This is a genomic window from Streptomyces sp. NPDC049887 (genome assembly GCF_040656535.1).
GTDB lineage: Bacteria > Actinomycetota > Actinomycetes > Streptomycetales > Streptomycetaceae > Streptomyces.
Window position 1 is genome coordinate 210,706 of sequence record NZ_JBFAMM010000001.1, and the last position, 20,577, is coordinate 231,282.

The window sequence follows — 20,577 nt, forward strand, 5'->3', positions numbered from 1 at the left end:
GGCGGGGAAACGCACCTGGAGGTGGCGGATTTGGCCGGGGTGGACGACGAGCCGGTGTCGTCGGACAGTCTGAGGACGTTCGGGGCGTTCGTGCAGGGGCTGCGGGAGCATTCGGGGTTGACGCGGGAGGCGTTCGCGCCGATGGTGCGCTTCTCCCGGCACACGGTGGCCTCGATCGAGCTGGGCCGCCGGATGCCGGACACGCAGTTCGTGGAGCTGGCGGAGGCGGCACTGGGCAACACGGGCGCGCTGCGGCGGGCGTTCGGGCATCTGACGCGGCAGCCGGGACTGGCGTCGTGGTTCCGCGAGTGGGCGCGGCGGGAGCGGACGGCGGTGAGCCTGTGCACGTACGAGTGCCGGATGGTGCCGGGGCTGCTGCAGTCGGAGGGGTACATCCGCGCCGTTTACGAGAACGCCGTGCCGCCACTGACAGATGAGGACTTGGAGAACCAGCTCCTCATGCGAATGGAGCGCCAACGACTGCTGGTTGAGCTGCCGAACGTCCCGTTCAGCTTCATCGTCGCGGAAGCCGTCTTCCGTCAGCGTCTCGGCGGCCGCGAGGTAGCACGGGAGATGCTCGCGCACGTACTTGCGAGCAGTGCGCGCCGGAACGTGACGCTTCAAGTCATGCCGACCGAATCCGAGTTCCACGCCTGCCTGGCAGGACCGTTGCAGTTACTGGAAGGGCCGGATGGCAAGAGGTATGCCTACTCCGAGGGGCAACGCAACGGCCGTCTGATCAGCGACCCGAGGGAGGTGGTCCCACTCCAACAGCGGTATGACACACTGCGCTCGCAGGCCCTTACCCCTGGTGACTCAAGGTGTCTGCTGGAGCGAATCCGAGGAGCGCTATGAGCACTGCCGAACTCGCCTGGTTCAAGTCCAGCTACAGCAGCGACCAGGGCGACAGCTGCGTCGAAGTCGCCCTGTCCTGGCACAAGTCCAGCTACAGCGGCACTCAGGGCGACAACTGCGTCGAGGTCGCCGCCTGCCCCGGTACCGTCCACGTCCGCGACTCCAAGGTCCCCGACGGCCCTCAGCTCGCCGTCCCCGCCGCCGTCTGGTCAGCGTTCGTCTCGGCGTACGGCGAAGCCTGACCGTTCCACCAGCCACCAGCCCGCCAGCGCCATCGCGACCGCGGCCGGGGCGCTGACCGGCACCGCGATCAGGGTGGCCGTGCGGCCTTCGAGCAGACCGGCGAAGCCGACCATGGACAGGCCGAGCACTCCGAACAGGCAGAGGGTGATTCCGAGCGCGGCGAGCGGGCCCGAGCCGGGCCGGACCGGTGCGGGTGAGGGCTGTTCGAAGCCCCGGAACGCGGCGACCAGCAGCGCCGTGAGGAGCGCCGCCGCGGCTATCCTCAGCGGGGTCTGCGCCCACCAGGCGGCAGAGGCGGGCTCCGGCAGCGTGACGCCCGCGGCGAGCAGCGCGCCGTAGACCCCGAGCATCGCGGTCAGATGCCACAGGAACGCGGTCATGGCGACGCCGTTCGCAGCGACGACGCCGCGCCAGACCCGGGGCCGGGCCACCAGCCGGGCGCCGGGCCCGCGCAGCAGCTCCACCGCGCCGACCAGCCACAGCCCGTGGCAGAGCAGCGCCAGCGTGGGCGGGGCCATGTTGGAGACCTTCTCCCCCGGCATGCCGACCATGGACAGCGGGTACGGACCGGCCGCCACCAGCAGCGCGGCCCCGGCCAGCCCGGTCGCCGCCAGCGCCGACGGCAGCCGGAGGCATCCGTCGGCCCGCAGGAAGCCGAGCTGGTGCACGGCCAGCCAGACGAAGGCGAAGTTCAGGAACTCCACGAACGGGACCCCCAGCGCGAACCGGAGCACGTCCACGAGGACCGCGCCGGCGACGAGCGCCCCGAACGCGCCCCAGCCGTACCGCTCGTGCAGCTTCAGCAGCGGCGGGGTGAAGGCGACCATCGCCAGGTAGATGCCGATGAACCACAGCGGCTGGGTGACGAGTCTCAGCGAGACGCCCGTCAACCCGCCGCCACCGCCCAGCAGTTGCACCAGCAGCGCCGCCGCGCCCCAGACGAGCACGAAGACCATGGTGGGCCGCAGCAGTCGCCGCAGCCGCGCCCGCAGAAACGCCGCGTAGAGCGAGGTGCCGTCGTCCGCGGGGTGCCTGCGGCGCAGGGAGCGGTAGGAGAGCGCGTGCGAGAAGCCGCCGACGAAGAAGAACACCGGCATGATCTGCAGTGCCCAGGTGAGGAGTTGGAGCTCCGGCACGACGGCGAGCAGGTTGCCGACGCCGTCGGCGGTGACGGCGGCCATCAGCCAGTGCCCGAGCACGACGGTCCCGAGCGAGACGACCCTCAGCAGGTCGACATAACGGTCCCGGGTGTCCGGTGTCGCCTCGGCGAACGCTCGTACGCGTGATCCCATGCGCCCACGGTCCCGCCCGGGGGCGCATGGGCGTGAGGGCGTTGGTACTCAACTCGCACCTGAGTAGCTGCAGAACCGCAGAGCTGCAGAACCGCCGAACCGCACCACACCGCGGAGCCGTGGAGCCGCCGAACCGCCGAGCTGCCGAGCTGCCGAGCTGCCGAGCTGCCGAGCTGCCGAGCTGCCGAGCTGCCGAGCTGCCGACTACAGGATCGTCGCCCCCGGCACCGGGGCCTCTGCGACACGCGCCGCGCGGCAGGTCCCCGACGCGAGCAGCGCCTCGGCGATCTGACCCGCCGAGTCCGCGTTCTTGGCGAGGAACGCGGTCGTCGGCCCGGAGCCCGAGACGAGCGCGGCCAGCGCACCCGCTTCAGTGCCGGTGCGCAGCGTGTCCGCGAGCGACGGACGCAGCGAGAGGGCCGCGGGCTGGAGGTCGTTGACCAGTGCCCCGGCCAGTGCGCCCGCGTCGCCGGTGCGCAGCGCGTCCAGCAGCAGCGGGGACGCCGTCGGCGCGGGGACGTCGGTGCCCTCGCTGAGCCGGTCGAACTCCCGGTAGACCGCCGGGGTGGACAGCCCCCCGTCGGCGACGGCGAAGACCCAGTGGAACGCCCCGCCGACGGGCAGCTCCGTGAGTCGCTCGCCCCGGCCCGTGCCGAGGGCGGCACCCCCGACCAGGCTGAACGGCACGTCGCTGCCCAGTTCGGCGCAGATGCCGAGCAGTTCCTCCCGCGACGCCCCGGTGGACCACAGCGCGTCGCAGGCGAGGAGGGCGCCCGCGCCGTCGGCGCTGCCGCCCGCCATGCCGCCGGCGACGGGGATGTCCTTGTCGATGTGGATGTGCACGGCCGGGTCGATGCCGTACCGCGCGGCGAGCAGTTCCGCCGCCCGCGCGGCGAGGTTCGTGCGGTCCAGCGGCACCTGGTCGGCGCCGGGGCCGGTGCAGGTGACGGTCAGCGACTTCGCGGGGGTGACGGTGATCTCGTCGTACAGCCCGACGGCCAGGAACACATTGGCCAGGTCGTGGTACCCGTCGTCGCGGACCCCGCCGACGGCCAGCTGGACATTGACCTTGGCAGGTACCCGTACGGTGACGCTCACGTGGTTTCCCCGGCTCCCTTGTGCTCCGCGATCCGCGCGAATTCTTCCACCGTCAGCGACTCGCCCCGCGCCTGGGGCGAGATCCCGGCCGCGACCAGTGCCGCCTCCGCCGCCGCCGGGGAGCCCGCCCAGCCGGCGAGCGCGGCCCGCAGTGTCTTGCGGCGCTGTGCGAAGGCCGCGTCGACGACCGCGAAGACCTCGGTCCTGGTGGCGGTGGTCTTCAGCGGCTCGGTGCGACGGACCAGGGAGACGAGCCCGGAGTCGACGTTCGGCGCGGGCCAGAAGACGTTCCGGCCGATCGCCCCGGCCCGCTTGACCTCGGCGTACCAGTTCGCCTTGACCGACGGCACGCCGTAGACCTTGTTGCCGGGCCGGGCCGCGAGCCGGTCGGCGACCTCGGACTGCACCATGACCAGCGTCCGCTCGATGGTCGGGAAGCGCTCCAGCATGTGCAGCAGGACCGGGACGGCCACGTTGTACGGGAGGTTGGCGACGAGCGCGGTGGGCGCGGGGCCCGGAAGCTCCCGCACGTGCATCGCGTCGGAGTGGACCAGCGCGAAGCGGTCCTTTCGCTCCGGCATCCGGGCGGCGATCGTGGTGGGCAGTGCGGCGGCGAGCACGTCGTCGATCTCGACGGCTGTCACCCGGTCCGCCGCCTCCAGCAGCGCGAGGGTGAGGGAGCCGAGCCCGGGGCCGACCTCCACGACCACGTCGTCGGACCGCACCTCGGCGGTGCGGACGATCCGGCGGACGGTGTTGGCGTCGATGACGAAGTTCTGGCCGCGCTGCTTGGTGGGGCGTACGCCAAGCGCTGCGGCCAGTTCTCGGATGTCGGCGGGGCCGAGGAGGGCATCGGGATCGGTGGTGCTCACCGGTACAGCCTACGGCCGCAGTGCGGCCACGGACTCGCCCCCCGTTGCACGTACAGCTTCTTCGCCCGGTACGTCTGTTCCTCGGGGGAGGCGTCCTGGGGTCGGCCTCGGCCGCCGAGCGACTGCCAGGTGCGGGTGTCGAACTGGTACAGCCCGCCGTAGGTGCCCGACGGGTCCACCGCATCCGGGCGCCCGCCCGACTCGCACTGCGCCAGCGCGTTCCAGTTCAGTCCGTCGGCCCCCCGTACCGATTCGGGCGGCCGTTTGGTGCCGGTCCTCACCTGCCGGGCGACCGGCTGCCGCACGACCTCCTCGGAGACCTTCCGGGGCTTCTGCCGGACGCCGTTCACGGTCCGCACCGCGTAGGTGACACGCCGCACGCCCGCCCGCCCCGCCCGTGCGACGACCTCGGTGCCTCGGTGCAGCTCCGGGTCCTCGGTCCGGACGGTGTCGTACGGGACGGGCTCCTCGCGGACCTCCTCGGTGTCGCTGATGCGCATGACGGTGATCGTCTGGCCGTCGCGCGGGAAGCTGTCCGGAGGCACGGAGGTGGTGTCCTGACCGCCGAGGGTGATGCCGGCCGCCTCGACGGCCTCCTGTGCGGTCGCCGCGTTCGTGCGGATGGTGCGGGCCCTGCCGTCGGCCAGGAGCGTGACGGTGCGCTCGGTCAGCACGTCGACGTCGAGGCCGCCGCGGGAGATGGACCGGGAGCGCGAGACGGACACGGACGCGCCGTTCGCCCGCACCCCGACCTGGTGCAGCGCCTCCTCGACGGTGCGGGCGGTCGTCCACACCCGGCGGCTGCGGCCGTCGATGGTGAGGGTGACGGGTCGGCCGAATCGGACGACGACCTCGTCGCCGTGGGAGAGCTCGGTGCCGGGGGCCGGGGCGACGATGTCGTGGTCGCCGACCGTGACCCCTTCCTCGGCGAGGAGTTCGTCCACGTCGTCGGCGAACGTGTGCAGGGTGCGGGGCACCCCGTCGACGCTGAGGCGGACGGCCTTGTCGGCGGCGACGAAGGCGGTGGTGCCGCCGGCGAGGAAGGCGACGACGAGGGCCTGTGGGATGAGGCGGCGCAGTCCGTCGGTACCGCCGAGCGTGAACGGTCCGCTCCTGCGGCGGCGGGCGGCGCGGCGGGCTTCGGCCCGGGCGGCGGCGCGGCCGCCGGCGGGGCTGCCGGGAGGGGCGGGAGCCGGGCGGGCATCGGCGCCGCGGCCCATGGGAGTGGCGGGAACCGCGGCGGTCGCCGGCCCCGCGGCCCCACTGACGGGTGCGCCGCCCGGACCGGCGGGGCGGCCCGGTGCGCCGGGGGCCGGAGGCCGTCCGGCCGGGACGGAGCCGTCGGGACCGGGGCGGCCACCGCCGGGACCGCCGGGTGGGCCCTCGGGCGTCCCGGGCCGGAACGCGGTGACCGTCGGAGCGTACGGAGACACCGGCACCGCCCGCCCGTGCGGCGGGACCCTGACGGGCGCCGGCGGCACGGGCGGCGGCGGGGGCTCCATGAGCCGGGCGGCGCGGCGACCGCCGCGCGCGGCACGGTGACTGCCCTGCGAAGTGCTCACGAGGCCGGGACCCTAGCCGCTCCTCGTCACTCTCCAAAGCAGGACGGCTACCCGGTGTCGCGACGCCATGCCAGACAGGTCCTGGAATGTGACGGTTCGTTATCCTTCAGTAATCGAATGCACGAGCCGTGTTCGAAGCAATCGCCTCCGACATGGCGTCCTCGTCGATCCCTCTCACCGCGGCCATCGCGCGCACCGTGACAGGAATGAGATACGGCGCGTTGGGCCGACCGCGGTAGGGCGCGGGCGTCAGGAACGGCGCGTCGGTCTCCACCAGGACGAGTTCCAGCGGGGCGACGGCGAGCGCGTCCCGCAGCGGCTGGGCGTTCTTGAAGGTGACATTGCCGGCGAAGGACATGAAGTACCCGGCGTCGGCGCAGGTCCGCGCCATCTCCGCGTCCCCCGAGTAGCAGTGGAAGACCGTGCGCTCCGGGGCTCCCTCCTCGGCCAGGATCCGCAAAACGTCGGCGTGGGCGTCGCGGTCGTGGATGACGAGGGTCTTGCCGTGGCGCTTGGCGATCTCGATGTGGGCGCGGAAGGACCGCTCCTGGGCGGCGATGCCCTCGGGACCCGTACGGAAGTGGTCGAGCCCGGTCTCGCCGACGGCCCGCACCTGGTGGAGACCCGCCAGCCGCTCGATCTCGGCGAGCGCCTCGTCGAGCGCGGCGTCCCCGCCGCCGCGCCGCGCACCCTGCCGGGGCCGTCCCGCCCGACTCCCACCACCGCCCTTGGCCGATTCGTCTCGCGGCGCCTGCTCGACGGGGTCGCCGTGGACGATTCGCGGTGCCTCGTTCGGGTGAAGCGCGACCGCCGCGTGGACGTTCCCGTGCCGCGCCGCCGTTTCGGCCGCCCAGCGCGAGCCGTTGATGTCGCACCCCACCTGGACGACGGTCGTCACACCGACCTTCGCCGCCTTCTCCAGCGCCTCCTCGACGGTGCCGCTCTGCATGTCCAGATGGGTGTGCGAATCGGCGACCGGCACGGCCAGCGGTGCGGGCAGCGGCGGAGGGGTGTCGTTGGGCTTGGCACTCATGCCCACGATCGTACGAGGACCATGGCCACGGCCTCACGCACGGCGGCGGGCCCGCGGACGGCGTTCACCGGCAGGGGCCCGTGCTCACGGTCGACCCGCCCCGGGCACCAGACCCGCCGGACTCACTTGCGGCGGTGGAAACCGCGGAACATCCCGCCGAGGCCGCGGCGCGGCGCGCCCTCGGGTACGGCGGCTCCCGCCACGGCCCCCTCGGACGCGGCCTCCTCGGACGCGGACGCGTCGGCGGCGTGTGCCCCGTGGCGGCGCCTTGGAACCCTCGACTCCGCCTCGGACGCCGGAACCGGCCCGGCGGTGGCGAAGTTCGGGGGCGCGAAGTGCTGGCGTCGCAGCGACTCGGCGAGGCCGGACACCTGCCCCGCACGCATGATGCGGACCTTCTGCCCGCCGCAGTTGAGGCAGGTCAGCCGGTTCAGCGGGGAGGGAACGACCTGCCCCTGCACGCGGTAGGTGAAGAAGGGCCGGCCCGTGCCGTCGATGTGGTGCTCGATGTCGTAGGTCTGCTCCCAGCCGTAGCCGCACCGCATACAGGCGAAGGCGTAGGACTCCTGCACCGTCTCGGGTGCGCCGACCGGAAGGGGGGCCGCGCCGCTCGGGGTGCCCGCTGTGTCGCTCATGCCAGCTCCTCCTGATCCACTGCCCCCTGTTCGGCGGGGTGCGTCCTCTACCAGTGGACTCCTGTCGCCGCGGGATGACATCAGACCTTCCGGCTATTTGGCGAGGATTTGGCCGGCGCATTCCGGAAGGCGTGATCGCGCGGTCCGAGCTTTGCCTTTCACGATAGACCTTTACCGTTCGACGGTCCTGTTCCTGCCGCGTTCTTTGCCGCGACGACCGCGTCGAACACCTCCCGCTTGGGCAGGCCCGCCTCGGCGGCGACCGCCGCGATGGCCTCCTTGCGCCGCTCCCCCGCCTCCTCGCGCACCCGCACCCTGCGCACCAGCTCGTCCGCGCCCAGCTCGGAAGGCCCCGGGGCCGGGGCGCCCTCCACGACGACAGTGATCTCCCCGCGCACGCCCTCCGCCGCCCAGGCCGCCAGCTCCCCGAGGCCGCCGCGCCTGACCTCCTCGTACGTCTTCGTCAGCTCCCGGCAGACCGCCGCCCTGCGGTCCGCGCCGAACACCTCGGCCATGGCGGCGAGCGTGTCGTCGAGGCGGTGCGGCGCCTCGAAGTAGACGAGCGTCCGGCGCTCGTCCGCGACCTCGCGCAGCCGGCCCAGCCGCTCGCCCGCCTTGCGGGGCAGGAAGCCCTCGAAGCAGAACCGGTCCACCGGGAGCCCCGACAGGGCCAGCGCGGTCAGCACGGCGGACGGGCCGGGCACGGCTGTGACCCTGATGTCCTTCTCCACGGCCGCGGCGACGAGCCGGTAGCCGGGGTCGGACACGGACGGCATCCCGGCGTCGGTGACGAGCAGCACCCGCGCCCCGCTCTCCAGCGCCTCCACCAGTTCAGGGGTGCGGGCGGACTCGTTGCCCTCGAAGTACGACACGATCCGACCGCGGGTGTGCACCCCCAGCGCCTGGGTGAGGCGGCGCAGCCGCCGGGTGTCCTCCGCTGCGACCACGTCGGCGTTCTCCAGCTCGGCCGCGAGCCGCGGCGGGGCGTCCGCCACATCACCGATGGGGGTCCCTGCCAGTACGAGTGTTCCAGTCACCGATCCAGTCACAGGAGCAATCCTCGCAGGGCGGGCCCCACCCCTCGCACAGACGCGTTCCCTACGATGGCGCGGTGACCAGTACCGCCCCACGGGCCGCGCACGGTCGGGACGTCGTGGAACAGCCGCCGCCCTGGCAGCAGCGCCTGCGCAGATTCGGCCATGTGCCCAGACCCGGCATCGGGCTGCGCGAGCGGCTGGTGCCGCCGTACACCCGGCCCTCCGACCGGTTGTGGTCCCTGCTCGGGGTGCCGCCGGGAGCGGCGCGCCGGGTTGAGCGCTTCTCCTCGTGGGGCGGCCCGCTGCTGGTGGCGCTGGTGGCCGGGCTTCTGCGGTTCTGGCAGCTGGGCAGCCCCAAGGCGGTGATATTCGACGAGACGTACTATGCGAAGGACGCATGGGCCCTGGTCAACCAGGGCTACGAGGGCTCCTGGCCCAAGGACGTCGACAAGGCGATCCTGGCGAACCCGGACGCGGTCGCGATCCCGTCGGACCCCGGCTATGTGGTGCACCCGCCGGTGGGCAAGTGGATCATCGGACTCGGCGAGCAGATCTTCGGGTTCACCCCGTTCGGCTGGCGCTTCATGGTGTTCGTGCTCGGCACGCTGTCGGTCCTGATGCTGTGCCGGATCGGCAGGCGGCTGTTCCGTTCGACGTTCCTCGGGTGCCTCGCGGGCGCGCTGATGGCCGTGGACGGCCTGCACTTCGTGATGAGCCGCACGGCGCTGCTCGACCAGGTGCTGATGTTCTTCGTGCTGGCGGCGTTCGGCTCTCTGCTGATCGACCGCGACCGGGCGAGACGGCGGTTCGCGGACGCGCTCCCGGTCGACGCGGAGGGCGTGCTGCGTCCGGGCCCGCGGATCGCTGAGACCCTGCGGCTGGGCCCGCGGCCCTGGCGGATCGCCTCGGCGGTGATGCTGGGCCTGGCGATCGGCACGAAGTGGAACGGCCTGTACTTCCTGGCCGCGTTCGGTCTGATGACGCTGCTGTGGGACGCGGGCGCGCGAAAGACGGCCGGTGCGGTCCGCCCGTACGTGGCGGTGCTGAGGCGCGACCTCCTCCCGGCCCTCGTCGGTCTGCCGGTGGCGGTCGCCACGTACATCGCCTCCTGGTCCGGCTGGATCTTCACGGACAAGGGCTACTTCCGGGACTGGGCGGCGACGGCGGGCGACGACAGCCCCTGGAGCGTGGTGTTCCCCGACTGGTGGCGGAGCCTGTGGCACTACGAGACCGAGGTCTACAGCTTCCACGTCAATCTGACGTCCGGTCACACCTACGAGTCCAACCCGTGGAGCTGGATCGTCCTGGGCCGTCCGGTCTCCTACTTCTACGAGGACCCGGCGGCGGGAACCGCGGGCTGCCCCGTGACCGCCACCGAGAAGTGCGCACGCGAGGTCCTGGCGATCGGCACTCCCGTACTGTGGTGGATCGCCTGCTTGGCCGTCGTCTACGCGCTGTGGCGCTGGGCCTTCCGCCGCGACTGGCGCGCGGGAGCGATCGCCTGCGGGATCGCGGCGGGCTGGCTGCCGTGGTTCCTCTACCAGGAGCGGACGATCTTCATCTTCTACGCGGTCGTCTTCGTCCCGTTCCTGTGCCTGGCCGTCGCGATGTTCCTGGGCGCGATCATCGGCCCGGCCCAGCGCACCGGCGTCCCCGCCGCCCCACCGGAACAGGGCTTCGCCCCCGGAGAGCGCCGCAGGACGGTGGGCGCGGTCACGGCCGGCGTGCTGGTGCTGCTCGTCATCTGGAACTTCATCTACTTCTGGCCGCTGTTCACGGGCGATCCGATCCCGATGGACGACTGGCGGGCCCGGATGTGGCTGGACACCTGGGTCTAGCAGGCACGACGGTGGTCCCGGCGCGTGGTGGTGCCGGGGCCGCCGTGGTCGTCGACGGGTGTCTCCGGTCGCCCTGGGCCGTCGCTCTACGGCCCGGAGACGGCAGCCTCTCCATCTCCGAGAGCGGCAGACCCGCTTGTCGTTGACCACTCCTCCCCGGGCGGCCGCGTCGGAGGAGGCCCGAAAAGATCAGCCCCGCCGTTCGTTTGCGGCGGGCCGGAGCGGCAAGGTTCGGGTTGTGGGGGTCCCGACCTGGAGGACCAAATGATCATCCTCGGACTCATCCTTCTGATCATCGGGCTGGTCGCCGGCATCAACATCCTGTGGACCATCGGAATCATCCTGGTCGCCGTCGGAGCCCTGCTCTGGGTCCTCGGCGCGATGGGCCACGCGGTCGGCGGCCGACGCCACTTCTACTGAACAAAGCCGCTTCACCGAACGAACCGCTCCACTCAAGAGGCCCGCTTCACCGAACAGGCCCGTCCTTGCCGACCAGGCCAGTCCTTGCCGACCAGGCCGCCGAGTCATCGACCGCCATGGGGTTCACCGTCAGCGGGCCGCCGTGAGCGCCGCGACCGCCTGGGCGGTCCAGTGGCCCGCGGCGCCGGGACAGGCCGCGAGATAGGCGGCGATGTCGGACGCCGGCCACGCGCCGGCGTCCGACAGTCCCGCGACGAGATGGCGCAGATAGGCCGCGGACGGCCGGGTCCACTCCACGTCGTGGAGGGTCCAGGGGGCCGTGAAGGTCAGCACGGGCACTCCGTCCAGGACTCCCGGGCAGACGAGCGTCTCGTATCGCCCGCCGCCGAGTTCGGCCCTACCGCGTCCCAGCACCTCGGAGAGGTCCAGATCGCGCCCCGGCTCGCGGTACATCTCCTGGGCCACGAGGTCCGAGAACTGCCCGGCCGTCACCAGGTGCGCGCGGGCCCGGACCGTGCCGGGCTCGCCGGGGTCGTAGAAGGCCCGGCCGCCGCGCCAGACCGGGGAGTGGGTGGCGAAGTACAGCGTGCCCGGCAGTTCCACCGGTACGGAAGCCGCGGGCGGACGGGGGTCGCGGCAGCCCGGGTAGGTCCGCGCGGCGCCGCGCGGGCGGCCGCCGGTGAGGTAGTGCGACAGCCGCTCCAGATGCGTGTTGGAGCCGTAGGCGGTGTACCAGACGGTGTCCGACGACCGATCACCGGGCGGCGTCGTCGTGTCGATGGTGCGTGTGCGGTTCATGGCCCTTGCCCTACCCGGTACGACGGCACGGTCCGGTAACGCCCGTCTCCTGGCTCACTCCTGTCCCGTAGAGTGCCCGCTGGATACTCTTGAACGCGTTCAAGGTCCTCAGGGGGGGCCACGGGGAGGGACTGCGGCATGCGCAGTGGAGCCAGGATCGCCGTCGTGGGCGGTGTGTTCGTGCTGTTCGCGGGCGGGGTGGGGTACGGCGCCCACAACGTCCTGAGCGGCGGTGACGACGGCGGTACGGAGTCGAGGTCCGGTGCCGTCACGAAGAGCTCGGGTCCGCCGAGTGCCGAGGAGGTCCGCACGACCGCCGAGGACTTCCTCGCCGCCTGGGCGTCCGGGGAGGCACCACGGGCCGCGCAGCTCACCAACAACGCCGCCGAGGCGGAGCCCCTGCTCAGCTCGTTCCGCGACGGGGCCCACGTCAGCGCGGTGACGATGAAGCAGGGCAAGCCGGTCGGGCCGAAGGTGCCGTTCACGGTCAGCGCCACGGTGTCCTACGAGGGCGCCAGCAAGCCCTGGACGTACACCTCGGAGCTCACGGTCGTCCGCGGTCTGACCACCGGCCGTCCGCTCGTCGACTGGGCCCCTTCCGTCGTCCACCCGCAGCTCGACAAGCAGGAACGGCTGAAGACGGGCCCCGCGGCCGCGCCGCCGATCAGGGCCGTGGACCGCAGGGGCAGGGAACTGACGAAGGAGAAGTACCCCTCGCTCGGCCCGGTGCTCGACCAACTGCGGCAGAGGTACGGGGACGAGGCGGGCGGCAAGGCGGGAGTCGAGCTGGTCATCAGCCCGCCGGACGGCGCGGACACCACCCTGCTGACGCTGTCCGAGGGAGAGCCGGGCGAGCTGCCGACCACGCTCGATGCGGACGTCCAGGCGGCGGCCGAGAAGGCCGTGAAGCGGCACAGCGAGGCGTCGGTCGTCGCGATCAAGCCGAGCACGGGAGAGATACGCGCGGTGGCCAACAACCGCAGGGACGGCTTCGACGCGGCGCTCGGAGGACAGCAGGCGCCCGGTTCGACGATGAAGATCGTGACGGCCGCGCTCCTGCTGGACAAGGGGCTGGCTGCCGCCGACCGGAAGGCGGAATGCCCGAAGGAGGCGATGTACCAGGGGCGGACCTTCCACAACCTGGGCCACTTCGACATCCCCGACGGAACGTTCACCCAGAGCTTCGCGCGCTCCTGCAACACGGCCTTCGTCAAGCTGATCGACGACGTCCACGACGACACGGCGCTGTCGAAGCTGGCCCGGGACGCCTTCGGCATCGGGCTCGACTGGAGCACCGGGGTGCAGACCTTCGACGGCTCGGTGCCGGAGGGCAGCGGCGGCGAGGCGGCCGCGCAGTACATCGGCCAGGGCACGGTCCAGATGAACGCGCTGACGGTCGCCTCCGTCGCCGCCACGGCCAAGAACGGCGGCTTCCGGCAGCCCGTCATCGTGCCGCGCTCGCTGGACGGCCGTGAACTGGCCACCGCAAACCGGCAGTTGTCGGGATCGGTGTGGCGCCAGCTGAGGGACATGATGCGGGCGACCGCCCAGTGGGGTTCCGGCGCGCAGGCGATGGCCGGAGTGCCCGGCGACAAGGGCGCGAAGACGGGGTCCGCGGAGGTGGACGGACAGGCCACGTCCAACAGCTGGTTCGCCGGGTTCGCCGGAGACCTGGCGGCGGCCGCGGTCGTGCAGTCGGGCGGACACGGCGGCGACGCGGCCGGGCCGCTGGTGGCGTCGGTGCTCAAGGCCGGCTGAGGGCGGGGCGGGGCCGGGCCGCGCCATGCGTCCCGGCCCGGATCGCTGGGTACCGTTCTTGACGAGTGCGTCGGGGGCGGCAAGTCCGTTGAAAGTCGAATGCGAGCCGAAAACCTCCGCCCATGCGACATGACGCCGCATGCGCCGATCACGCTGCCGAGCGGACCGCCCTGACCAGAGCCTGCGCCCGGGGGTCGGCGGTGACTCCCTTGCGCATGCCGTTGGTGACGTAGCCGAGGGCGGTGCCGGACTCCGGGTCGGCGAAGCCGAGCGATCCGCCGCGGCCCGGGTGGCCGAAGGAACCGGGACCCAGCAGCGGGCAGGCCGGCCCGTGGAGCATGTAGCCGAGGCCGAAGCGGGTGCCGACGACGAGGACGCGGTCGGGGCCCGTGGACTCCTCGGTACGGGCGAGGGTGAGCGTGGCGGGGGCGAAGAGCCGGTGGCCGTCGACCGCGCCGATCGTCGCCGCGTAGAAGCGGGCCAGAGCGCGGGCGGTGGAGACGCCGTTGGACGCGGGGAGTTCGGCGGCGCGGTAGGCGGGGTCGTTCTCGTCGGGCATCGGGTCGATGGCGCCGAAGGCCCGGCGGGTGAGGGAGTCCGGGTCGCGGTACGCCTCGGCCACGGAACGTTTGGGGCGCAGTTTCAGCCCGCCGCCGGAGGCCGTGGGCGGTTCCTCGATCCGTCCGATCCGGCCGGTGCGGTGGGCCTCGTCGTCGGGGACGCCGATCCAGAAGTCCAGGCCGAGCGGGCGGGCGATCTCCTCGGCGGTCCAGCGGCCGATCGTGCGTCCGGTGACCCTGCGTACGAGTTCCGACAGCAGCCAGCTGTAGGTCTGGGCGTGGTAGCCGTGATCGGCACCGGGGTCCCAGGCGGGGGCCTGGGCGGCGACGGCGCGCGCCCCGGTCGTGCCGTCGGCGGCCTCCGCCGGGGTGAGCGGCCGGTCGAGCGCGGGCACTCCGGCCCGGTGGGACAGCAGATGCCGTACGAGCGCGCGTTCCTTGCCCGCGGCCTTGAACTCCGGCCAGTACGTGCCGACGGGGGCGTCCAGGTCGAGCTGTCCGCGCTGGTGCAGCAGCAGCGGTACGGCGGCGGCGAAGCCCTTGGTGGCCGAGCGGACGACCTGCGCGGTATCCACGGCCCACGGCTCGGCGCCGTCCACGTCCCGGGTGCCGCCCCAGAGGTCGACGACCTTCACTCCGTCCTTGTAGACGGCTACGGCGGCGCCGCGCTCTCCGCGCGCCTCGAAGTTGCGTATGAACGCGTCCCGGACGGGCTCGAAGCCTTCCGCAACCGTGCCCTGGACGTCCACGTCCACCTCTCCCTGCTGTTCCGGCCTGCCCCTAGCCCCACCATGGTGCAACGTGCCGGGACGTGACCGGAATTCCGGGTCGGCCCCGGGCCGGCGGGGCGGGCGTCGGACGCCGCCTGCGATGCCGGGCCGGTGCGGCGGGCCCCGGGAGCCCGCCGCACGCTCACGCGCCCGTCGTCACTGCCCGGGGATCGAAGCCGAAGGGCAGCTCGAGCCGGTGCGCGCGCATCAGGTCGGGATCGGCGAGCAGGTCCTGGGTGCGCCCGTCGGCGGCGATCACGCCCTCACTGAGGATCACCGAACGCGGGCACAGCTCCAGGGCGTACGGCAGATCGTGCGTGACCATCAGGACGGTGACGTCCAACGAGCGCAGGATGTCGGCGAGTTCACGACGGGACGCCGGATCCAGATTGGACGAGGGTTCGTCGAGGACGAGGATCTCCGGCTCCATGGCGAGGACGGTCGCGACCGCCACCCGGCGCCGCTGTCCGAAGGAGAGGTGGTGTGGCGGCCGCTCCAGGTAGTCCGACATCCCCACCCGGTCGAGCGCCGTGCGGACCCGCCTCTCCAGCTCCTCCCCGCGCAGCCCGGCCGCCGCCGGACCGAAGGCGACGTCCTCCCGGACGGTCGGCATGAACAACTGGTCGTCCGGGTCCTGGAAGACGATGCCGACCTTCCGCCGGATCTCTGCCATGTGCTGCCGGCCGACGGGCAGCCCGGCGACGGCGACCGTGCCGGCACCGCCGGCGAGGATGCCGTTGAGGTGGAGGACGAGGGTGGTCTTGCCGGCACCGTTGGGGCCGAGCAGGGCGACGCGCTCGCCGCGGCCGACGGTCAGATCGACGCCGAAGAGGGCCTGGTGGCCGTCGGGGTACGCGTACGCCAGCCCTCGGACGTCGAGGGACGGCGGGACGGCGGCTGCCGGGGGGAGCGAGGTCATAGGGTCCAGCCAAGCAGACAGACGGCGAGCGCCGAGAACGGGAGGGCGGCGGCGTACGCCCACTGCGCCCGGGACGCGGTCACCTCGTCGATGACGGGCATGGTGCCGGTGTAGCCGCGGCTGACCATCGCCAGGTGCACCCGCTCGCCGCGCTCGTAGGAGCGGATGAAGAGCGCACCCGCGGACTTGGCGAGCACACCCCAGTGGCGCACCCCGCGGGCCTCGAACCCGCGCGAGCGCCGGGCGACGGACATCCGCCGCATCTCGTCGGCGATGACGTCGCCGTAGCGGATCATGAAGGACGCGATCTGCACCATCAGCGGCGGCATCCTCAGCCGCTGCATTCCGAGGAGCAGGGACCGCAGCTCGGTGGTCGAGGCGAGGAGGACGGAGGTGGCGACGCCCAGCGTCCCCTTGGCGAGGATGTTCCAGGCGCCCCACAGTCCGGGCACGGAGAGGGAGATGCCGAGCCATTCGGTGCGTTCGCCCGGCACCACGAACGGCATGAGCAGCGCGAAGGCGACGAACGGGATCTCGATCACCAGCCGGCGCAGTACGAAGCCCGCCGGGATCCGGGCCGCCGCGGCGACCAGGGCCAGCAGCAGCGCGTACAGGCCGAAGGCCCAGACCGCCTCGCGCGGGGTGGAGACCACCACCAGCACGAAGCAGAGGGCGGCGGCGATCTTGCAGTGCGACGGCAGCCGGTGGACCGGCGACTCACCGTGCCGGTACAGCTTGTGGGCGTGGCCAGTGCTCATTCTCCCGCTTCCGCTTCCTCAGCCCCGTACGGTTTCCTTCGCGGCCCCGGCGTTGTCGCCGCGGCGGCGGACGACGATGAACACACCCGTGCCCACCACCAGCGTGGCTCCGACGCCGATCACTCCCGCCAGGCCGCCGGAGACCCGCGCGTTCTCGACGCCGCCGACGCCGTAGTCGGCGAGCGGGGAGTCGGCGGTGGCGTGGTCCTCCACCTTCTCGTCGATGCCCTTGTCGGCGGCGACCCGCTCCAGTCCGTCGGGGTCGGCGGAGGCGTAGAAGGAGACGAACCCGGCGAGGACCAGGGAGATCACGAGGCCCGCGAACAGCACCGGGCGCGGTGAGCCGACGGGGGCCGGCGCCGACTCGGGCCGCGCGTCGACCAGTTCACCGTCCACACGCAGCTTGAGCGGCGCCGACAGCCCGCGGGCACCGTGTACGAGGTCCGGCCGCACGGCGAGGACGGCGCCGACGGTCGCCGCGGTGATGGCGGCCTCGCCGATGCCGATGAGGATGTGGACCCCGGTCATGGCGCCGAGGACCGTGCCGATCGGCACGTCGGTCGTGCCGCCGAGCGCGTAGAGGAGTGTGAAGGCCACGGCGGACGCCGGCACGGACACCAGGGCGGCGAGGAACGTGGCGACCGTCACCGACCTGCGCTTCTTCGGCAGCATCCGTATCAGCGCACGGAACAGGGTGTAGGCGACGACGACCGTGACCACGCCCATGAGCAGGATGTTGACGCCGAGCGCCGTCAGACCGCCGTCCGCGAAGAGCACGCCCTGCAGCAGCAGTACGACGGAGATGCACAGCACCCCCGTGTACGGCCCGACGAGGATCGCCGCCAGCGCCCCGCCCAGCAGATGGCCGCTGGTCCCGGCCGCGACCGGGAAGTTGAGCATCTGGACGGCGAAGACGAAGGCGGCGACGAGCCCCGCGAGCGGTGCGGTCCGGTCGACCCCGTGGCCGCCGGCGTGGGTGGCACTCCCGAGCTCCCGCCGGGCACCGCGCAGGCTCACGGCCACGGCACCGGCGGCGACGACCCCGGCCGCCGCGGAGACGGGGACATTGATGAATCCGTCGGGGACATGCATGGAGGGCTCCGCTTCCGGGGGCAGACCACATCGGCCTGGCTGGTCAACCGTCCGATGATGCGCCCTGTTGCGAACTCCTTGCAAGTGTGCCCCATCTGCAGATGCAAGCAAGGCGCCCAGGTCTTTCGATGGAAAATATGCGACATTGGATGACAAAGAGAACCAAAGGTGAGGAGCGTCCGATGTCCCACAGTGTCGAGAGCCCCTCTGTCGAAGAGCATGCGAAGGCCCGGATCATCAACGACGCCCCTCACTACCGATCGGTGCCCGTGGCCCTCCGCTACGCGCCCGGAACGGACCCCGACGCCGTGCGGTGCGTCTTCCCGAGCGGCGTCGAATGGGCGTTCCGCCGCGAACTGCTGGAGACGGGGCTGCGCGCTCCCGCGCGTCGCGGTCCGGTCGCCGTCTGGCCGTGCGGCCGCGCCCAGGTGGTCGTCGAGTTCCACTCACCGGACGGTGTGGCGGTGATCCAGTTCGACACCCGCCCCCTCGTACGCTTCCTGCGCCGCACCCACGCGGAAGCGGCCGCTCCCGCCACCAGGGTGTGACGGACGCGGCCACCGCGCCTGCCGGCTCACGGGCGCCCACCGGCCGACGACCGGTGGGCGCCCGTTCGTTCTCGCGCCCCGGACCCGCCCGGGACCACGTCCGGCCGAGCAGGCGCCACGCGCCGGGCGGACCCGGGCGATGCCCGGGCCGGCCGTGGACGTGCCACACACCGGTCCGGGCGGGCGCTCAGGCGCCGACCAGTTCCCGCTCCTTGCCTCCGCCACCCGCCGGGTCGTCCGCGCCACCCAGCTTCTCGCCCTCGACGTCCACGCTCGGCAGCACGCGGTCCAGCCAGCGCGGCAGCCACCAGGCCTTGCCGCCCAGCAGTGCGAGCACCGCCGGCACGATCGCCATCCGGACCACGAAGGCGTCGAAGAAGACCGCGATGGCGAGACCGAAGCCGATCATCTTCACCATCTGCTCGCTGGAGCCGATGAAGCCCGCGAACACCGCGATCATGATCACCGCGGCGGCGGTGACCACCCGGGCACCGTGCCGGAAACCGGTGACGATCGCCTGGCCGGGCCGCTCGCCGTGCACGAACGCCTCGCGCATCCGCGTCACCAGGAACACCTCGTAGTCCATGGCGAGACCGAAGACGACACCCACCATGAAGATCGGCATCATCGACATGATCGGGCCGGTCTGCTCGACGCCGAACAGCGAGCCGAGCCAGCCCCACTGGAAGACCGCGACAACCGCACCGAGGGCGGCGACCACCGAGAGCAGGAAGCCGAGTGCCGCCTTCAGGGGCACGAGGACGGACCGGAAGACCACCATCAGCAGCAGGAAGGCCAGACCGACGACCAGCGCCAGATAGGGCACCAGCGCGTCGTTCATCCGCTGCGAGAAGTCGATGTTCATCGCCGTGGCACCGGTGACGTGCACGTTGTCGCCGCTGGTCTCGCGGATCGTGTGGACGAGGTCCTCGGTCTCCGTGGAGCTGGGCCGGTCCTCCGGGATCACCGTGATCATCGCCGTGTCGCCGGCCTTGTTGTACGTGGCCGGGGTGACGGCCGCGACGCCGTCGAGCCCCGCGATCTCCTTCGCCGTGCGGTCCGCGGCGGCCTTGTCGCCGTCGACGACGATGAGCAGCGGCCCGTTGAAGCCGGGGCCGAAGCCTTCGGAGAGCAGGTCGTATGCCTTGCGCTGGGTGGTGCTGGTGGGCTGGGAACCGTCGTCCGGCAGCCCCATCTCGAGCGAGGCGGCCGGCACGGCCACGGCGCCGAGACCCACGACTCCGGCGAGCAGCACGGCGACCGGGCGGCGCAGCACGAACCGGGCCCACCGAGTGCCCATGTTGGGCTTGTCGCCCGCCTGCGCGGTCAGCTTGCGCGCCTTGCGGCCCAGCACCCGCCTGCCGGCGAAGCCGAGCAGGGCCGGGATCAGGGTGAGGGCGATGAGCACGGCGATGGCGACGGTACCGGCGGCCGCGAAGCCCATCTTGCTCAGCATGGGGATGTTGACGACGGCCAGGCCGACGAGGGCGATGACCACGGTCAGTCCGGCGAAGACGACGGCGGAGCCGGCCGTGCCGGTGGCCCGTCCCGCGGCCTCCTCGTGGTCGCGCCCCTCGGCCAGCTCGGCCCGGTAGCGGGAGACGATGAAGAGCGCGTAGTCGATGCCGACGGCGAGACCGATCATCGTGGCCAGGGTGGCCGTGGTGGAGCCCAGGTCGAGGGTGCTCGCGAGCGCCGTGATGGTGGAGACGCCGATGCCGACGCCGATGATGGCGGTGAGCAGCGGCAGACCGGCCGCGACCAGCGAGCCGAAGGTGATCACGAGGACCACCGCGGCGACGCCGACGCCGATGACCTCGGACGCGCCGGTCTCGGGGGCGGCCTGCAGTGCGTCGCCGCCGATCTCGACGGTCAGCCCGGCGCCCTCGGCCTTCTCACCTGCCTCGGTGAGGGCCTCGCGGTCCTTCTCGGCCAGCTCCATGCCGCTGACCTTGTAGGAGACCTGGGTGTAGGCGATGGTTCCGTCCCGGCTGATCGCCTTGGCCCGGTACGGGTCGACGACCGAGGCGACCTGGTCCGAACCGGACTCGAGTGCGGCGACGGCCTTCTCGACCTCGGCCCGGTTTGCGGGGTCCGTCATCTTCTCGCCCTCGGGCGCCTTGAAGACGACGCGGGCGGTCGCTCCGTCGACGCTGGTGCCCGGGAAGCGCTCGTCGAGCAGGTCGAAGGCCTTCTGGGCCTCCGTACCCGGTATGGAGAAGGAACTGGACGCGGCGGTCGGCGCGGAGGAGGCGGCGACGCCGGCGAGGGCGAACAGCGCCACCCACAGCAACGCAACGAGCCGTCGGCGCCGGAAGGCGAACCGTCCGAGTTTGTAGAGGAATGTGGCCACGAGATGGGTCTCCCGGTCAGGTCGTTGGGGCGGATGGGCAGGCTTCACCAGCCCGACGACGTGAGCGGTGCGCGTCAGGTGGGGCTTTGCGGAATGCGGGGCGGGGAGGGTGCAGCGGGGAGGGTGCGGCGCGGGG

Annotated in this window: 19 protein-coding genes; 6 read left to right on the forward strand and 13 right to left on the reverse strand. The window is 72.4% G+C overall.

The window, feature by feature from the left end; translation table 11 throughout:
• The first annotated feature begins 39 nt into the window (after nt 1–39).
• Both AB0J10_RS00910 and AB0J10_RS00915 read left to right on the forward strand, forming a co-directional pair.
• Entirely contained in the window at nt 40–855 is an 816-nt protein-coding gene (locus tag AB0J10_RS00910; protein WP_363056377.1) for a helix-turn-helix transcriptional regulator, read from the forward strand.
• A complete protein-coding gene (locus AB0J10_RS00915) occupies nt 852–1,097 on the forward strand; it encodes a DUF397 domain-containing protein (protein WP_363056379.1) in 246 nt (81 codons plus the stop codon). Before AB0J10_RS00910 ends, AB0J10_RS00915 begins: the two co-directional genes overlap by 4 nt.
• Here the strand turns inward: AB0J10_RS00915 and AB0J10_RS00920 are convergent.
• The 7 genes from AB0J10_RS00920 to rsmI form a co-directional block, all read right to left on the reverse strand.
• On the reverse strand, nt 1,065–2,390 hold the full coding sequence (locus tag AB0J10_RS00920; RefSeq protein WP_363056381.1) for an acyltransferase: 1,326 nt from the start codon (nt 2,388–2,390) through the stop codon (nt 1,065–1,067). The two genes, AB0J10_RS00915 and AB0J10_RS00920, sit on opposite strands and share 33 nt — an antisense overlap.
• A gap of 204 nt (nt 2,391–2,594) precedes the next feature.
• On the reverse strand, nt 2,595–3,488 hold the full coding sequence (locus AB0J10_RS00925; protein WP_363056383.1) for a 4-(cytidine 5'-diphospho)-2-C-methyl-D-erythritol kinase: 894 nt from the start codon (nt 3,486–3,488) through the stop codon (nt 2,595–2,597).
• A complete protein-coding gene (rsmA, locus tag AB0J10_RS00930) occupies nt 3,485–4,360 on the reverse strand; it encodes a 16S rRNA (adenine(1518)-N(6)/adenine(1519)-N(6))-dimethyltransferase RsmA (protein ID WP_363056385.1) in 876 nt (291 codons plus the stop codon). Before rsmA ends, AB0J10_RS00925 begins: the two co-directional genes overlap by 4 nt.
• Nucleotides 4,357–5,580: a ubiquitin-like domain-containing protein gene (locus AB0J10_RS00935; RefSeq protein WP_363056387.1), complete on the reverse strand. Its 1,224-nt coding sequence runs from the start codon at nt 5,578–5,580 to the stop codon at nt 4,357–4,359. Before AB0J10_RS00935 ends, rsmA begins: the two co-directional genes overlap by 4 nt.
• 448 nt (nt 5,581–6,028) lie before the next feature.
• On the reverse strand, nt 6,029–6,955 hold the full coding sequence (locus AB0J10_RS00940; protein ID WP_363056389.1) for a TatD family hydrolase: 927 nt from the start codon (nt 6,953–6,955) through the stop codon (nt 6,029–6,031).
• Between the two features lie 122 nt (nt 6,956–7,077).
• Entirely contained in the window at nt 7,078–7,590 is a 513-nt protein-coding gene (locus tag AB0J10_RS00945; protein WP_363056391.1) for a hypothetical protein, read from the reverse strand.
• Between the two features lie 158 nt (nt 7,591–7,748).
• Nucleotides 7,749–8,627 (reverse strand): 16S rRNA (cytidine(1402)-2'-O)-methyltransferase, encoded by an 879-nt coding sequence (gene rsmI / locus AB0J10_RS00950; RefSeq protein WP_138054769.1) that lies wholly within the window; start codon nt 8,625–8,627, stop codon nt 7,749–7,751.
• 74 nt (nt 8,628–8,701) lie between these two features.
• On the opposite strand from rsmI, the gene AB0J10_RS00955 reads away from it, so the two are divergent.
• Both AB0J10_RS00955 and AB0J10_RS00960 read left to right on the forward strand, forming a co-directional pair.
• On the forward strand, nt 8,702–10,465 hold the full coding sequence (locus tag AB0J10_RS00955; RefSeq protein ID WP_363056394.1) for a phospholipid carrier-dependent glycosyltransferase: 1,764 nt from the start codon (nt 8,702–8,704) through the stop codon (nt 10,463–10,465).
• 264 nt (nt 10,466–10,729) lie between these two features.
• Nucleotides 10,730–10,885, forward strand: coding sequence for a DUF6131 family protein (locus AB0J10_RS00960; RefSeq protein WP_171053047.1), 156 nt, complete (start codon nt 10,730–10,732; stop codon nt 10,883–10,885).
• A 129-nt stretch (nt 10,886–11,014) separates the two neighbouring features.
• Here AB0J10_RS00960 and AB0J10_RS00965 read toward each other — a convergent pair whose 3' ends face one another.
• The gene (locus AB0J10_RS00965; protein WP_363056396.1) at nt 11,015–11,683 is read right to left on the reverse strand and encodes a histone deacetylase; all 669 of its coding nucleotides are present in this window, start codon (nt 11,681–11,683) and stop codon (nt 11,015–11,017) included.
• A 138-nt stretch (nt 11,684–11,821) separates the two neighbouring features.
• Here AB0J10_RS00965 and AB0J10_RS00970 point away from each other — a divergent pair, with 138 nt between their 5' ends.
• Nucleotides 11,822–13,441 (forward strand): penicillin-binding transpeptidase domain-containing protein, encoded by a 1,620-nt coding sequence (locus tag AB0J10_RS00970; RefSeq protein ID WP_363056398.1) that lies wholly within the window; start codon nt 11,822–11,824, stop codon nt 13,439–13,441.
• 148 nt (nt 13,442–13,589) lie between these two features.
• Here the strand turns inward: AB0J10_RS00970 and AB0J10_RS00975 are convergent, their stop codons facing one another.
• The 4 genes from AB0J10_RS00975 to AB0J10_RS00990 all read right to left on the reverse strand — a co-directional run bounded on the left by AB0J10_RS00975 (nt 13,590) and on the right by AB0J10_RS00990 (nt 17,540).
• Nucleotides 13,590–14,750: a serine hydrolase domain-containing protein gene (locus AB0J10_RS00975; protein WP_363056400.1), complete on the reverse strand. Its 1,161-nt coding sequence runs from the start codon at nt 14,748–14,750 to the stop codon at nt 13,590–13,592.
• Nucleotides 14,751–14,913: 163 nt separating this feature from the next.
• Nucleotides 14,914–15,690 carry an ABC transporter ATP-binding protein gene (locus tag AB0J10_RS00980; RefSeq protein ID WP_363056402.1) on the reverse strand — a complete coding sequence of 259 codons (777 nt, stop codon included), beginning with the start codon at nt 15,688–15,690 and terminating at the stop codon, nt 14,914–14,916.
• Complete coding sequence (cbiQ, locus tag AB0J10_RS00985; RefSeq protein ID WP_363056404.1) at nt 15,687–16,448, reverse strand: cobalt ECF transporter T component CbiQ; 762 nt, start codon at nt 16,446–16,448, stop codon at nt 15,687–15,689. Before cbiQ ends, AB0J10_RS00980 begins: the two co-directional genes overlap by 4 nt.
• Nucleotides 16,449–16,466: 18 nt before the next feature.
• On the reverse strand, nt 16,467–17,540 hold the full coding sequence (locus AB0J10_RS00990) for an energy-coupling factor ABC transporter permease (protein WP_363056406.1): 1,074 nt from the start codon (nt 17,538–17,540) through the stop codon (nt 16,467–16,469).
• A 182-nt stretch (nt 17,541–17,722) separates the two neighbouring features.
• On the opposite strand from AB0J10_RS00990, the gene AB0J10_RS00995 reads away from it, so the two are divergent.
• On the forward strand, nt 17,723–18,088 hold the full coding sequence (locus AB0J10_RS00995) for an SsgA family sporulation/cell division regulator (RefSeq protein ID WP_363056408.1): 366 nt from the start codon (nt 17,723–17,725) through the stop codon (nt 18,086–18,088).
• A 187-nt stretch (nt 18,089–18,275) separates the two neighbouring features.
• Here the strand turns inward: AB0J10_RS00995 and AB0J10_RS01000 are convergent, their stop codons facing one another.
• Nucleotides 18,276–20,441 (reverse strand): MMPL family transporter, encoded by a 2,166-nt coding sequence (locus tag AB0J10_RS01000; protein WP_363056410.1) that lies wholly within the window; start codon nt 20,439–20,441, stop codon nt 18,276–18,278.
• Nucleotides 20,442–20,577 lie beyond the last annotated feature (136 nt).